Origin of the sequence: Rhizobium sp. SG_E_25_P2, assembly GCF_029892285.1 — a bacterium.
Taxonomy (GTDB): domain Bacteria; phylum Pseudomonadota; class Alphaproteobacteria; order Rhizobiales; family Rhizobiaceae; genus Rhizobium_E.
The window spans coordinates 59,188-74,005 of sequence record NZ_JARXVM010000015.1; the positions used below are offsets into that span (position 1 = coordinate 59,188).

The window sequence follows — 14,818 nt, forward strand, 5'->3', positions numbered from 1 at the left end:
TCCTCGCGCACTTTTATATATAACGTCGACGCTGCTGTGAAAAGAGTGCGCTGCCCTACCGCATCTTCGAAAATCGCCGTCTCGCCTCGTCCTCGGCCGCTTTATAGAACGCGTCTTCGGGGCCGGAGCCGTCGCCGCGCAGCGTAAACAGCATTTTCAGCAATTCGCGCTCGGTCACCGCGTTGCGGTTGAACCAGTTTTCGCGCGTCAGGCTTTCGTATGCGCGCAGAATGGGTTTGGCCTGGCAGGCGGGCAGGGGCTTCATGGCGGTTCAATTCCCGTCGGCGCGCGCGCTTCGGGGGTCTCTCTTGCATCGGGGATCCTGGACCTCGGTACTCGGCGGGGGGGAGCCCCCGTCTTTGCCTTCGCCGTCAGGGCGCGTTTATAGCACGATCCTGTCATGTCAATCATCCATATTCAGTCATGGCGCGGAAGAGTTGTTTGGCCTGTGGACCGCCCGCGCGCGCCGTGCCATCGTCGAGGCGATCAGCAACAGGGAGATATGGCATGCAGGTAACGGTGTTCAGCGCAAAGCCCTATGACCGGCATTTTCTCGATCGCGGCGCAGCGAGCGGCCTGTCGCTACGCTATACCGAGGCGCATCTGTCGCTGGAAACGGCCGGGCTCGCCGATGGCTCCGGCGCGGTCTGCGCATTCGTCAATGACGATCTCTCGGCCCCGGTGCTCGCCCGGCTCGACGCGCTCGGCGTCAGGCTGGTGGCGCTGCGCTGCGCCGGTTTCAACAATGTCGATCTCGCCGCAGCGCGTGAATATGGGCTCACGGTGGCGCGGGTGCCGGCCTATTCGCCGCATGCGGTGGCCGAGCACACGATGGCGATCATCCTTGGCCTCAACCGCAAGATCCACCGCGCCTATAACCGGGTGCGCGAGGGCAATTTCGCCCTTGACGGCCTGCTCGGCTTCGATCTGCACGGCAAGACGGTCGGCGTGGTCGGCACCGGCAAGATTGGCGAAGTCCTGGCGCGGATTCTGGCGGGCTTCGGCTGCCGTCTCCTCGGCTTCGACCCCACGCCCAATCCCGCCTGCGAGGCGCTGGGCATGGTCTATGGATCGCTTGAGGACGTGTTCAGCCAGTCCGATATTCTCAGCCTCAATTGCCCGCTGACGCCGGAGACGCGGCATATGATTCGCCAAGACACTCTGCCGCTCCTCAAACCCGGCGTCATGCTGATCAACACCGGTCGCGGCGGCGTCATCGACACCCGCGCCGTCATCGACGGACTGAAATCGGGCCGTATCGGCGCGCTCGGCCTCGATGTCTATGAAGAAGAGGCGGATCTGTTCTTCGAGGATCTGTCGAGCCAGGTGCTGCGCGACGACGTCTTCGCCCGCCTCCTGACGTTTCCCAATGTTCTGATCACCGGCCACCAGGCCTTCTTCACCCACGAGGCGCTCGACAATATCGCCGAGACCACGCTCGGCAACATCGTCGCCTTTCGCGACACCGGCGCGGCGACCCATAGCGTTTCGGTCGAACGGCTTGCGGCGCATGGCTGAGACTTTCGCTGGCGTCCTCCCCATGCGATAAGGCCGTCGCAAGAATTGACCGGGGGAATGGCGGATGTTGACGACGGAGCGCAAGGCGGTGCTCATCGAGAGGCTGAAGGCCGAGGGCCGCATCGTGGCCAAGGCTTTCGCCGAGGAATTCCAGCTTTCGGAAGACACGATCCGCCGCGACCTGCGCGAACTCGCCGCTGAAGGCCTGCTGCGCCGCGTTCATGGCGGCGCTTTGCCTGTTGCCCCAGATCTGCCGGATCTCGGCGCCCGCAGGGCGATCGCCGCCGATGTCAAGGCGAGGCTGGCCGAAAAGGCGGCGAGGCTGGTGCAGTCCGACCAACTGATCTTTCTCGATGGCGGCAGCACCAACGCCGCGCTCGCCCGCGCGCTGCCCCGGACATTTGCCTTCACGGTGGCCACCCACAGCCCCACTATCGCCGCGGAACTGGGGGATCATCCGACCGCCGACGTCATCCTGATTGGCGGCCGACTCTACAAGCATTCCATGGTGGCGACCGGCGCGCTCGCCGCCGAGCAGATCGGCAATCTCAGGCCCGACCTGTTTTTCCTCGGCGTCACCGGCCTGCATCCGCGCCATGGCCTGACCACGGGCGATGCGGAGGAAGCGGCGATCAAGCGCCGCATCGCCGGCCAATCGGCGGAAACCTGGACATTGCTGACATCGGCCAAGCTCGACGCCGTCTCTCCCTGTCTCGTGCTGCCGCTCGATGCGGTGACAGGGGTTCTGGTCGGCGCGGAGGATGGCGCGTCGCCGGATCTTTCCGACTATCGCGCCAAGGGGCTGGAGATCTCGGTTGTGTGAGTGGAGCCGCTTTCCAAGATCGCGTCTCAATCACGAAACCCAGCTCCATCATCGTTTGCCGCACGAAACTTATCCTCAGCTACAGGCGCCGATTGCGGATCCAGGGTCGAGCCGCCTCTATCGCTTGCATGGGGATTTGCGCTATGTGGTCGCAACTAGGGTCAACGGATCGAGGAAACGGTAAATGCATTTTGTTCTGGTGGCCAACGCGGAGTTCAAAATCGATGCGTTGCCTGTTTCTGTTGGCGAGGACACGGTCGTTGTCCAGTTCAACAAATGCGTGAACAATCATCTTGTTGAAGGGCTGAATGTCGAACGCTGGTTTGTGTTCAATGTTCCCACCGAGGGCATGCCGCACGGGTTCAGCCGTGTCGGCGACGCGCCCTGTGATGTTTCGGGCGGGACGTTGTATTTCGCCGTCAATGAACGGCATGACAATCACTTCATTGACCAGATCCAGGACATTTTCGGCGGAACGGTCATGTGCTTTTCCGACTTTCTCGGACCATATGACCTGCAGAAGCTCGGCTTTACCCCGTCTATCGGCTATCAGGTCGCCATGTATGCCGCCCTCCAGGGGCACAAGGTGACGCTGGTCGGATTTACGGGCGATTTTAACGGCGGCGGGTGGATCGGGCACAATTTCGATCTGGAGCAATTGCTGCTCAAAAAGCAGGAAGCCATCACCTTTCTTGACGGCGGCCCGGAAGCGCAGCTCTCGGTTGCCGCTGCTTTTGAGCGAATTTTCAGGGACGATTATGATTTTTCTTTGCCGGCTCCGAGGCAGATGCTCGATATCGGAAAGGCATTCTGGCGCTCCGGCGAACATGGCTTGGCAAAGCGATTCATCGAAAATGCGCAGTTCAGAAATCCTAACCTGTGGTGGGTGCTCAACGACACCGCGGCTCTGGATGAACTGGGATCAAAAAGCCCCTTGTTTCCCAGGCCGCTGGCCAAGCAATATCTGAAAAACAGCAGGGGCATGCGCGCCGAGCCCACAAGCCATCAGTTTTCGGGGCCGACATACGAATATTCCATCAAGGATGGGCCTGGTCGTATCCTGATTGTCAACAACACCGAGAAACTGGAAATAAACAAGCATCACGCGGGATGCAAACTGGTTATGTCCCAGATCAACGCGCATCTCGTTCGGCATGGCATGCAGGTCGTCGGCTGGGTGAACGAAACGATTGGCTTCAATTCCGTATTGGAAGTGGATCCGAATTTGGACGGCGTGGACGCCATTGTCATCAACGGCGAGGGCACGTTCCACGACAATGCGCCCCGCTCCATCAATCTGTTGTTGCTGTGCGAAAAGCTTAAATCTCATTTCAACAAGAAAATTATCTTCATCAATGGCCTATGGCAAAATAACAATGCCTTTATGACCAAAGTCCTCGAGGGCTTCGACATGATTTCCGTTCGGGATCAGAGGAGCCTGTCGGAGATAAGCCGCAAGACTCAAGTGTCGTACAACCCGGACATGACGTGGTCTTGCTCCTTCGCGAGAAAGTCTGCGCCAGGCAAGGATGTTGCGATCATCGACTGCATCTATGAAGACAAGGGTCGCAAGTTGATGGAGCTCGCGATCGAATCCGGCAAGGATTACTGGGTAATGGGCGCCTATTACAAAAACGTATTCGCCATGTTGAAGGCGGACCGGCGTTTGCCAATGGTGGCGACCACGGGGGAAGAATTCGGCGACTATCGTTCCGTCGTTACCGGCCGTTACCATGGCGCTTGCCTGGCTCTTATTTCTGGCTGTAGCGTGATGTATACGCCAAGCAATAGCCACAAGACAGAAGCGATGTTTGATGAAATTGGTTTGTCAAACAAGGAATTTCAATTCGATGGCCCCCTCGATATTGAACCCTATTCTCAAGATGAGAGACGTAGGGTTGAAGAATTTAGGTCCAATGCGGCTTCCTCGATCGACGCTTTGTTCAAGGATATCGCCAGCTGCGTTTTAAATTAGTGTCGTCGTTTATTTCTTTGTGATCAACTTGTCTGGTCCTGGCATGGGGACCGGACCGCCCAAACGCTCCAGGCTCCTCGCATATCGTCCCACCACGATCACCAAAACCCCTGCCGCAGCCAGGCAGGCGGCGAGGAAGAACATCGGCGCAATCGTGCTGCCGGTTTCGTCCTTGATCCAGGGCACGACATTCTGAGCGACGAAGCCGCCGAGATTGCCGACGGAGTTGATGGCCGCAATGCCCGCCGCCGCGCCTGCACCGCGCAGGAAGCGGCCCGGCAGGCTCCAGAACACCGGCTGGCCCGCGAAGATGCCGGCGGCCGCCACGCACAGAAACACGAATTGCAGCGTGTGATTGGTCACCACGGCTGACAGAACGAGGAAGATCGCGCCTGCAAAGGCCGGGCCGACGATATAGGGCGTCTTGTTCTCCGTCCGGTCGGCCATGGCGGGCACAATGTAAAGTGCTGCGGCGACGATCAGCCAGGGGATGATGTTGATCAAGCCGTTGACGGTGTTGGTCACGCCGAATCCCTCGACGATGGTCGGCAGCCAGTAGCTCAGCCCATAGGCGGCCAGCGGAAAGCCGACATAGCACAGCGCCATCAGGAGCACGCGCGGATTGACGAGCGCCTTGAAGCCGTTGTCGGCTTCGGCGCTCATGCCGGCGTTTTCGCGCGCCAGCCGCTCAGCCAGCCAGGCCTTTTCGTCGGAGGAGAGGAAATGCGCCTTTTCGGGCCGGTCGGGCAGATAGAACAGCGTCACGACGCCGGCGATCACCGCCGGAACGCCGGTGGCCAGGAACACCCATTCCCAGCCGGCATAGCCAAGGAAGCCGTCGAGATCGAGCAATACGCCCCCGAGCGGCGCGCCGATGGCGTTTGCAAACGCGCTGAAGATCATGAACAGCCCCACCATGCGGCCGCGATAATCCCGGGGAAACCACAGTGTGAGCAGATAGAGCACGCCCGGAAAGAAGCCGGCTTCCGCCACGCCCAGCAGGAACCTGAGCACATAGAACATCGTGGCGTTCTGGGTATAGGCCAGCGCGATGGTGATTGCGCCCCAGGAAATCAGGATGCGGGCGAACCAACGGCTCGCGCCGAAGCGTTCGAGAAACAGATTGCTCGGGACCTCGAACAGGAAATAGCCGATGAAGAACAGCGACGCCCCCAGCCCATAGGCATATTCGCTGAGCCCGAGCGCATCGACCATCTGCAATTTGGCGTAACTGACATTCTGCCGGTCGATATAGGCGATCAGGTAGAGAAAGCCGAGAAACGGCATGATGCGCCAGGTGATCTTGGAGATCAGCGCTTTTTCGGTCACGGGCATGGCGTCCTCCCTGATGTCGCAACTCCCGCGGGATTGGCCCGCTTGGCGTCAACAACATCACCGCCCGTCTCCAGGTTCCCGGCGCCCTTGACGATAGGATAAATATACATATATACGAAATATCGTATCTAATGGAGGCGCGCATGACCGCACTCGCCCAGCAATCCCATCCCGATGTCACCGGCTTCTTCGACGCCGACACCAACACCGTGAGCTATGTCGTGAGGGATCCCGGCTCAAACGCCTGCGCCGTGATCGACAGCGTGCTCGATTTCGACTATGCGGCTGGCCGGATTTCCTATGCCTCCGCCGACCGCGTCATCGATCACATCCGCGCCTATGGCCTGTCAATGGAATGGCTGATCGAGACCCATGTCCATGCCGATCATCTGTCGGCCGCGCCCTATATCCAGTCGAAACTGGGCGGCCGGATTGGCATCGGCGACAAGATCACCCAAGTGCAGGATACCTTCGGCAAGATCTTCAACGAAGGCACGGAATTCGAGCGGAACGGCAGCCAGTTCGACCGCCTGTTCGCCGACGGCGACACATACGCGATCGGCGGGCTCGAAGCGCGCGCCCTGCACACGCCGGGCCATACGCCGGCCTGCATGACGCATGTGATCGGCGACGCCGCCTTTGTCGGCGACACGCTGTTCATGCCCGATGGCGGCACGGCGCGCGCCGATTTTCCCGGCGGCGACGCCCGCATCCTGTTCCGTTCCATTCACAAGGTGCTGTCGCTGCCGCCCGAGACGCGGCTGTTCATGTGCCATGATTATGGCCCCAATGGCCGCGAGATCCGCTGGGAAACCACGGTGGCCGAAGAGCGCGCCCACAATATCCATGTCCGCGACGGCGTCAGCGAGAACGAATTCGTCGCCCTGCGCACCGCCCGCGACGAGACGCTGGCCATGCCCCGGCTGATCATTCCCTCGATCCAGGTGAATATGAAGGCCGGCGAACTGCCGGCGCCCGAGGACGACGGCAAACGCTATCTGAAAGTGCCGCTGGACGCCTTCTGACCCCGAGCCATCCATCACAGCCGGCCTGAACCGGCGAAAAAGGAGAGACCCATGAGCATTCGCGCCATCGACGATCATTTCCATGTCACCGGGCAATTGTCGCCCGGCCATCTGCAGGACATCGCCGGCCTCGGCTACAAGACGGTGATCTGCATGCGGCCCGACAATGAAGGTTTCGGCCAGCCCGTTTTCGCCGATATGGCCAAGGCGGCTGAGGCTGCCGGCCTCGACATTCACTATATCCCCGTCATTCCCGGCCGCATGACGCCGGAGCAGGGCGCGGAGCTGAAGGCGGTCCTTCAGGGCGCCGATGGCCGCATTCTGGCCTATTGCGCCTCCGGCGGACGTTGCGCGGCGGCCTATCAGGCGGTCGGCGGCAAATGACGTTCCTGGCGCTCGTCTCCGGCGGCGCGGTCGGCTTCACGCTCGGCCTGATCGGCGGAGGCGGCTCCATTCTCGCCACCCCTTTGTTGCTCTATGTCGTGGGCGTGCGCGATCCGCATATGGCGATTGGCACCAGCGCGGTGGCCGTGGCGGTCAACGCCTACGCCAATCTGGCGGGACATGCGCTTCGGGGCAATGTCCGCTGGCGCTGCGGCGCTGTTTTCGCCGCAGTCGGCGTGGCGGGCGCGCTTTTGGGCTCGCTGATCGGCAAGGCGGTCGATGGCCAGTCGCTGCTGTTTCTGTTCGGCCTGCTGATGCTGGCGGTTGCGGCTTTGATGCTCAGGCCGCGCGGGCAGGAGGCGGATCTGGAGCGGCCCGCCGACCGCTCCACCTGTCTGCGCACCGCGGCCATCGCCGCGCTCGCCGGCGCCGCGTCCGGATTTTTCGGCATTGGCGGCGGTTTCCTGATCGTGCCGGCGCTGATGGCCGCCACCCGCATGCCGATGATCAAGGCGGTCGGCACGTCGCTGCTGTCGGTCGGAACCTTCGGCCTCGCCACAGCGCTGAGTTACGCCTGGTCCGGCCTGGTCGACTGGCCCGTGGCGCTCAACTTCATCGCCGGCGGCGTTCTGGGCGGCCTGGCCGGCATGGCGCTCGCCACAAAACTCTCTGCTGGCAAGACGCTTCTCAACCGCCTGTTCGCGGCCATCGTCGCTGTCGTCGCGCTCTATGTTCTCTATCGCAGCGGCTCAGTGCTCTTCGCCTGAAAACATCATGACGTGAAAAAACCGGCCGCGGGGATGCGCGGCCGGTTTGCCGTGTCGCCCGGATGTCAATCGAAGCTGACCGCCTTCAGCTTGTCGATGCCGAGCGCCTGCAGCGCGAGCTTTTCGTAGAAGGGCTCGGATTTGCCCTGCCGCACTTTGTAGAGGAAGTATTTCTCGAAGCCGATCTTGGCGGCATGCACCCATTTGCCCTGCGACGACCAGTTGACATTGCGCGGCGGGATCTGCGGCTGCGCCACAAACGCGATACCGCCATCGCCGAAATCGGCGAGGCAGACGGCGTTCCAGGTGCCCTGCGCATTGGGCGCGCCGCCCTCGATCATCCGGGCGATATTGTGGGCGGTGGCGGTGACCATGGATTCGATCATGAAGCCGGTCTTGGGCACCCCCACCGGCACCGGCGTCTTGCCCATCGGCGGGATCGCCACGCAGACGCCGACCGAGAAGATGTTCTTGAAAGTCGGGTTCTGCTGATGCTTGTCGGCCAGGATGAAGCCGCGCGGATTGGTCAGCCCCTCGATGTCGCGCACCGCCGCCACGCCGCGAAAGGCCGGCAGCATCATGGTGAAGCGCGAGGCGATCGCATGGGCCGCCTTCACCGTCCCGTCGTCGTTGATTTCCTCGGCCAGCACCTCTTCGCTGGTGAATTTTGTCACCCGCGCATTGGTGATCCATTTGATGTGTTTGGAGCGCAACGCGCTTTCGAGCAGGCCTTTGGTGTCGCCGACGCCATCGAGGCCGAGATGGCCGATATAGGGCTCCGATGTCACGAATGTCATCGGCACCCGGTCGCGCACCTTGGCGTCGCGCAAGGCCTTGTCGAGAATGAAGGCGAATTCATAGGCCGGCCCGAAGCAGGAGGCGCCTTGCACCGCCCCGATCACCACCGGGCCGGGATTGGCGACCAGTCGCTCGAAGGCCGCCTTGGTCATCAGCGCATGATCGATATGGCAGACCGATTGCGTCTTGGCCTCCGGCCCGAAACCCTCGATCTCGTCGAAAGCCAGTTCCGGGCCGGTGGCGATCACCAGATAGTCATACTCCACCGAGGAGCCGTCGAGCATGGCTACGCGGTTTTCCGACGGGATCACCCGGGCCGCGCCTTCCGGTCTCAGCCGGATATTGCGCTTGGCGCAGGCGGGCGCCAGATCGATCTCGACATCCTCCCGCTCGCGCCATCCCACCGCCACCCACGGATTGGACGGCACGAAGGAATAGATCGAGCCCCTGTTGATCAGAATGATCTCGTCGTCGCGGCCCACCTGGTCGCGCAATTCATAGGCCATGATCGAGCCGCCGAGGCCGGCGCCGAGCACTGCGATTTTCGCCATGATGTCTCCTCCTCATGATTATATATCGTATATACGAAAATACGTAGATTATCAAGTGAAGAAAGTCTTGACGCGGAAGATGCGTCTGTGCGGATCAATCCTGTTTGTCGAGCCAGTCCGTGAGCGCCGAAATCACCGACAATCGCAAGCCGTAACCGAGCGCCAGCGCGCGCGACAGCGCCTTGTCGCGCGGCCCGAAACCCATCTCGGCCATCGCTTGTTCGGGGCGCAGGCGTCGGCGTTTCAGCGCCTCCTCGATGCGGGCGATACCGGCTGGCGTCAGGTAACGACCATCGGCGATCGGCGCCCGCCCCGGATGCAGATCACCGGCGATCGCAGTGAGAAAAGCCTGCCGCGCCTCATCCGGCGCCTTGTTCCAGGCCTTCATGAGCTTGGCGAGGCGCTCTTCGGCGCTTTTTTCCGGCTTGTCGCCTCTGTCCATCATCCCGGTCCCGCCCATTCTGTCGCGCCCTCGGCTCTATCTGATCCGCCGGGCCGGGGAAACCGCCACGGCGGCTTTTCCCCGACCAGCCGCGCCCGCTCGAAGGTTGTATTTTCACGCCCGCCGGTCCATATGCTCTGGGCAACAGAAGCCTGCCCCTCCCAGACAACGGATGTTCGCTTGCCCTTCCGCTTCGTCCACACCGCCGACATTCATCTCGATTCGCCCTTGCGCTCGCTGGCGCTGAAGAACGAGGACCTCGCAGAGGTGATCGGGGCGGCGAGCCGCTCAGCGCTCACCCGCATCGTCGATCTCTGCCTGACTGAGCAGGTCGATGCGCTGCTGATCGCCGGCGATCTCTATGACGGCGACCAAACGTCTATGAAGACGGCGCTGTTTCTCGCTCGCGAACTCGGCCGCCTGCACGAGGCCGGCATTCCCACCTATATTATCCGCGGCAATCATGACGCGCTGTCGAAGATCACCCGCGAATTGGTGCTGCCCGACAGCGTCAAGCTGTTCGGCGGCCGCGCCGAGGCTGTTGCGCTCGCCCGCGCCTCTGGTCCCGACATCGTTATCCATGGCCTGAGCTTCCGCGAGCCGCGCGCGCCCGATTGCCTGCTGCCGAGCTACAAGCCGCCGGTGGAGGGCACCGTCAATATCGGCCTCATGCATACCAGCCTCGGAGGCTCCCTGAGCCACGACCCCTACGCCCCCGTCAGCCTGCCGGAACTCCAGTCCTCGGGCTTCCGTTATTGGGCGCTCGGCCATATCCACCAGCGCGCCGAATATACTGGCGCCGCCACCGTGGTCATGCCCGGCATCCCCCAGGGACGCGACATCAACGAGGCCGGCGCGAAGTCTGTGAGCCTCGTCACTGTCACTGATGACGGAGACATCACCGTTCAGGAGCGCAGCGTCGCCAGCGCCCGTTTCGACCGCGTCGAGGTCGATCTCGCCGGCGTTTTCGACTGGTCTGACGCCGTCGCCCGCATCGCCCGTTCTCTAGAGGCGCAGACGGCAGGCGATCATCATGGCGTCGTCAGGTTGAAACTGACGGGTTCCACGCCGCTCGCCTGGCGCCTGCGCCGCGAACTCGATCTCGTCAAGGCCGAGGCCGAGCTCACCGCCGGCCGGCTGGGCCGCCTGTTTGTCGAGCAGGTCGAAAGCGCTTGCCGTCCGCTGGAGACCAAGACTGAAGCCTCGGGCGATCCGGTCGCCGAGCTTGCCGGCCTGATCGACACCGACGTGCTTTCCGGTCCCGCCTTCCGCGATCTCGCCATGGACGCCGCCAACGAGTTGATCAAGGGCCTGCCGCCGGAATTGCGCGGGTTGTTCGGGCAGGACGAGGCGGAATTCGCCCAGAGGCTGGACGCGCTCGCCCGCGACGGCGTCGACACTGTCTTGGCGCGGCTGCGCGAGGGAGGAGAGGCCTGATGCGCATCCGTTCGCTCGATCTTATCCGTTACGGCAAATTCACCGATCGCAGCCTCGATTTCGGCGACAAGCCTGAGAATGGCCCGGACTTTCACATCGTCCATGGCCCCAACGAGGCCGGCAAGTCGACGTTGTTTTCCGCCTGGCTCGATTTTCTCTATGGCATCGACCCGCGTTCGCCTTATGCCTTCCTGCATGACTACAAATCCATGCGGATCTCGGCGCGGCTGGAAACGGCAGCCGGCCCGCGCCTGCTGACCCGCATCAAGAAACCGCAAGCGAGCCTACTCGATGAAGCCGACCAGCCGGTCGGCGATCACCTGCTGCTCGGCGATCTCGGCGGGCTCGATCGCGACGCCTATCGCACCATGTTCTCGCTCGACGAGACGACGCTGGAGGAGGGCGGCCGCGCCATTCTCGACAGCAAGGGCGATCTCGGACAATTGCTGTTTTCGGCCAGCGCCGGCCTGTCGGAACTGGCGCAAAAGCTGGAGGCGATCCGCTCGGAGACCGACGGCTTCCACAAACCACGCGCCTCCAAGACCGAGCTCGCCGATCTCAAGCGGCGGCTCGAAGAGTTGAAGGCCGAGCGCGACCGCATCGATATCGCCGCCAGCGAACACGGCAGGTTGACCACTGAGCGCGACCGCGCCCGCACGGCCTATGAGACCGCCAATCGCGACCGCGCCGCGCTCCGCGTCAAGCTCGACCGCGCTGAAAAGCGGCTGAGCGCCCTGCCGCAAGCCGCCCGTCTCGCCGCGCTGCGCATGGAGCGCGCCGCTCTCTCCCTGCCGCCCGCGCCGCCAGAAGGCTGGGACCGCGATGTCGCCGCGCTCCGCCGCCGCGCGCTCGAAACCGAGACCGCGCTTGCGCGGCTGATCCGCGAGCAGCAGGCTCTCGCGGGCGGCGAGGACGAACAGCCCGTCGATCCCATCCTGAATGCCGAAAGCCGTTTCGAGGGACTGGCCGATCTCGCCGCCCGCGCCCGCGCCGAAGCCCAGGATCTGCCGCGCCGGGAAAATGAATTGCGCGAGGCCGACCGCCGCGTCGCCGACAGTCTTGTCCGTCTCGGCCGTGCCGATGAAGAGGACCCGGCGCGGCTGCCTCTGCCTGCTATCAGGCTCGGCGCCATCAAGCCGCTGATCAAGGCGCATGCGCCGCTCACTGAGCGCCGGGCTGCCGCCATCCGCGAAGCCCGCGCCGCCCAGGAGGCGTTGGATGCCGCCCAGGAGGCCATCGACCAAGAGGCCGGGGCAGGCGCGGACGCTGCAGCGCTCGCCTGGCTTTCCGATTGCCTCGCCGAAAGCCGGGGCGTCGATCTCACCGGCCGCATCCAGCGGCTGGAGCGCGATGTCGAGGCCGCCAAACTCCAGTTCGACCGCCGGCTCGCGGCACTCCGCCCCTGGCGCGGTCGCCGCGATGATCTCACGGACCTCCGCCTGCCGCCGGTCCGCGAACTCGCCGACTGGCGCAGGCGCCTCGAAGAGGCGGACAAGACGCTGTCCGGCCTCGAAGCCGATCTCCGCCGCCTTCATCCCGAACGCGCCGGTCTGCTCGCCGAACGCGCGAGCCTCGCCGATCAGCAGGGCGTCGTCTCCGACGCCGTGCTCACGGACGCCCGCGCCGCTCGCGAGGCCGCCTGGTCCACCCATCGGTCCAGCCTCTCCCCGGACACAGCCGACGCTTTCCGCACAGCGCTCGACACGGATGACGCCTATCGCGCCCGCCGCATGACCCAGGCCGCCGAAGCCGCGCGCCTTGCCGGTCTCGATCAGTCGCTCGCCCGGCTGGACGCGCAGACCGAAGCGCTGTCGCGCCAGCGCGCCGACGCTGCGCAAGCGCTCGCCGCGCTCCGCGAGACCTTCGCCGCCTATGTCGAAGAGATCGCTCCGGGCGTAGAGCCCGAGATCGCCCGCCTCGAAGCCTGGCGCCAGGACGCCGACGCCGCGCTCGAAGCGCTCACCGCCCTCGATGACGCCGAGCGCGCCCGCGACGAGGCTGTCACCGCTTTCGACGCCGCCCGCGAGCGGCTGGCCCAGGCGCTCGCCGCCTGCGGTCTGCGCGTCGACGCCTCCGCCCAGCTCGATGCGCTCACCTTCACCGGCCGCCGCTTTCTTGACACCGAAACCCGCCGCGCCGCGCTGACCGACGCTTACGCGGCCCGCGAGGCCGATCTCCTCCGTCGCCGCAAAGCCGAGGCTGAGGCCAAATCCGAACTCGCCGCCTGGGACACCGCTTGGCGCGAGGCGTTGGCCGCCTCCTGGCTGATGGAGACGGGGGAGGGACTCGTACCCCCGACGCCTGCCGTCGTCGGCGAACTGATCGACCAGCTGCAGGCGCTCGACAGCGCGCTGTCGGCCCGCGCCGTCACCGTCGATCGCATCGACAAGATGAACCGCGACATCGACCTCTTCACCGACGCCATGCGCAGCCTCGCCGACGACTATGGTTTTGACGATACACTCGCGCCCTTGCAGATCCACCGCGATTTCGAGCGCCGCCTGCGCGACGCCCGCGAGGATTTCGCCCGCCGCCGCGACGCCGAGACGCGGCTGTCGAAGCTTGTCGAGGAGCGGGCCGAGATCGAGGCGGCGCGCGATGCGCTTGCCGCTGAGACCGCCCGTCTCGCCGATCATTTCGGCGTCGAAGGTCTCGATGGCGTCGAGGCGGCGCTGGCGCTCATCCGGCGCGGCGCGGAGCTCGATCGCACTATTATCGATCTCGCCGCCGATCTCCGCGACAGTCTCGCAGCCCCCGATATCGCGGCGGCCGAACAGGAACTGACAGGCCTTGACCGCGACGCGCTGCTGGCCGAGATCGAGGAGACCAGACCCGCCGCCGAAGCGCGCGATCTCGAAACCCAGCGCCTCTACGCTGTCGCCAGCGCGGCCGAAGCCAAGCTCAAGGAAATCGATGGCGACGACCGCGTCGCCCGGCTGATCTCCGCCCGCCGCACCGTGCTGCTCGACATCGAGGAAGGCGCGCGCCGCACGCTCGAACTCCGGCTCGGCGCGCTCGCCGCCGAACAGGCGCTGAGGCTCTATCGCGACCGCCACCGCTCCTCGATGATGGGCCGCGCCTCCGACGCCTTCGCCCAACTCACCCGCGGCGCCTATCGCGGTCTCGCCGCCCAGCGCGACGGCCAGCAGGAAACGCTGATCGCGCTCTCCGCCGACGGCGGCTCCAAACAGGCGGGCGATCTCTCCAAGGGCGCGCAATATCAGCTCTATCTGGCGCTGCGCATCGCCGGCTACGGCGAATACGCCGCCGCCCGCATGCCGGCGCCCTTCATCGCCGACGACATCATGGAAAGTTTCGACGACATGCGCGCCGAAGAAGCGCTGACCCAACTCTCCGCCATGGCCCGCTCCGGCCAGGTCATCTATCTCACCCATCACCAGCATATCCGCGACATGGCCATGCAGGTATGCCCGGGGGTGAGGGTGCATGAGTTGTGAGCGATCCTTGGACGCAGCGATAGCGTCCAACAGGCAGGACATGGGTCACTAACGCAGTGGCCGCGGCTACCCCCTCTGTCCTGCCGGACATCTCCCCCTCAAGGGGGGAGATCGGATGGGGCGGCGGTTTCCGCTCTCTCGACGTCAATGGCCGGGCGATGGCCGGCCCGCCTGCCAATCTCCCCCCTTGAGGGGGAGATGGTCGGCAGACCAGAGGGGGGCGCCGCACGCGCCGCCTTGAGTTTCCACGCCGAACCCGCAGACGATCAGATCCCACTCGTCCCCTTGCCAATATTCCGCCACTA

Annotated in this window: 12 protein-coding genes; 8 read left to right on the forward strand and 4 right to left on the reverse strand. The window is 64.0% G+C overall.

Annotated features, from left to right (window positions below):
* Nucleotides 1-55 precede the first annotated feature (55 nt).
* Complete coding sequence (locus M2360_RS19465; protein WP_280776951.1) at nt 56-265, reverse strand: hypothetical protein; 210 nt, start codon at nt 263-265, stop codon at nt 56-58.
* Between the two features lie 242 nt (nt 266-507).
* On the opposite strand from M2360_RS19465, the gene M2360_RS19470 reads away from it, so the two are divergent.
* The 3 genes from M2360_RS19470 (at nt 508) to M2360_RS19480 (ending at nt 4,316) form a co-directional block, all read left to right on the forward strand.
* Nucleotides 508-1,518 carry a 2-hydroxyacid dehydrogenase gene (locus M2360_RS19470; RefSeq protein ID WP_280776952.1) on the forward strand — a complete coding sequence of 337 codons (1,011 nt, stop codon included), beginning with the start codon at nt 508-510 and terminating at the stop codon, nt 1,516-1,518.
* Nucleotides 1,519-1,582: 64 nt separating this feature from the next.
* Complete coding sequence (locus M2360_RS19475) at nt 1,583-2,341, forward strand: DeoR/GlpR family DNA-binding transcription regulator (RefSeq protein ID WP_280776953.1); 759 nt, start codon at nt 1,583-1,585, stop codon at nt 2,339-2,341.
* 184 nt (nt 2,342-2,525) lie between these two features.
* Nucleotides 2,526-4,316, forward strand: a complete 1,791-nt coding sequence (locus M2360_RS19480) for a polysaccharide pyruvyl transferase family protein (protein WP_280776954.1) — start codon at nt 2,526-2,528, stop codon at nt 4,314-4,316.
* A 9-nt stretch (nt 4,317-4,325) separates the two neighbouring features.
* Here the strand turns inward: M2360_RS19480 and M2360_RS19485 are convergent, their stop codons facing one another.
* Nucleotides 4,326-5,651, reverse strand: a complete 1,326-nt coding sequence (locus M2360_RS19485) for an MFS transporter (RefSeq protein WP_280776956.1) — start codon at nt 5,649-5,651, stop codon at nt 4,326-4,328.
* Nucleotides 5,652-5,794: 143 nt separating this feature from the next.
* Between M2360_RS19485 and M2360_RS19490 the strand changes: the two genes are divergently transcribed.
* Genes M2360_RS19490 through M2360_RS19500 form a run of 3 tightly spaced genes read left to right on the forward strand, consistent with a single transcriptional unit; the run spans nt 5,795 to nt 7,827 of the window.
* Nucleotides 5,795-6,676 carry an MBL fold metallo-hydrolase gene (locus M2360_RS19490; RefSeq protein ID WP_280776957.1) on the forward strand — a complete coding sequence of 294 codons (882 nt, stop codon included), beginning with the start codon at nt 5,795-5,797 and terminating at the stop codon, nt 6,674-6,676.
* 51 nt (nt 6,677-6,727) lie between these two features.
* Entirely contained in the window at nt 6,728-7,060 is a 333-nt protein-coding gene (locus M2360_RS19495; RefSeq protein WP_280776958.1) for a TIGR01244 family sulfur transferase, read from the forward strand.
* Nucleotides 7,057-7,827, forward strand: a complete 771-nt coding sequence (locus M2360_RS19500) for a sulfite exporter TauE/SafE family protein (RefSeq protein WP_280776959.1) — start codon at nt 7,057-7,059, stop codon at nt 7,825-7,827. The genes M2360_RS19495 and M2360_RS19500 overlap by 4 nt, the downstream gene beginning before the upstream one ends.
* Nucleotides 7,828-7,892: 65 nt before the next feature.
* Here the strand turns inward: M2360_RS19500 and M2360_RS19505 are convergent, their stop codons facing one another.
* A complete protein-coding gene (locus M2360_RS19505) occupies nt 7,893-9,176 on the reverse strand; it encodes an FAD/NAD(P)-binding oxidoreductase (RefSeq protein WP_280776960.1) in 1,284 nt (427 codons plus the stop codon).
* Nucleotides 9,177-9,270: 94 nt separating this feature from the next.
* Nucleotides 9,271-9,621, reverse strand: a complete 351-nt coding sequence (locus M2360_RS19510; protein ID WP_280776961.1) for a hypothetical protein — start codon at nt 9,619-9,621, stop codon at nt 9,271-9,273.
* A gap of 177 nt (nt 9,622-9,798) precedes the next feature.
* Here M2360_RS19510 and M2360_RS19515 point away from each other — a divergent pair, with 177 nt between their 5' ends.
* On the forward strand, nt 9,799-11,055 hold the full coding sequence (locus M2360_RS19515) for a DNA repair exonuclease (protein WP_280776962.1): 1,257 nt from the start codon (nt 9,799-9,801) through the stop codon (nt 11,053-11,055).
* Complete coding sequence (locus M2360_RS19520; RefSeq protein WP_280776963.1) at nt 11,055-14,513, forward strand: AAA family ATPase; 3,459 nt, start codon at nt 11,055-11,057, stop codon at nt 14,511-14,513. Before M2360_RS19515 ends, M2360_RS19520 begins: the two co-directional genes overlap by 1 nt.
* The last annotated feature ends 305 nt before the right edge of the window (nt 14,514-14,818 follow it).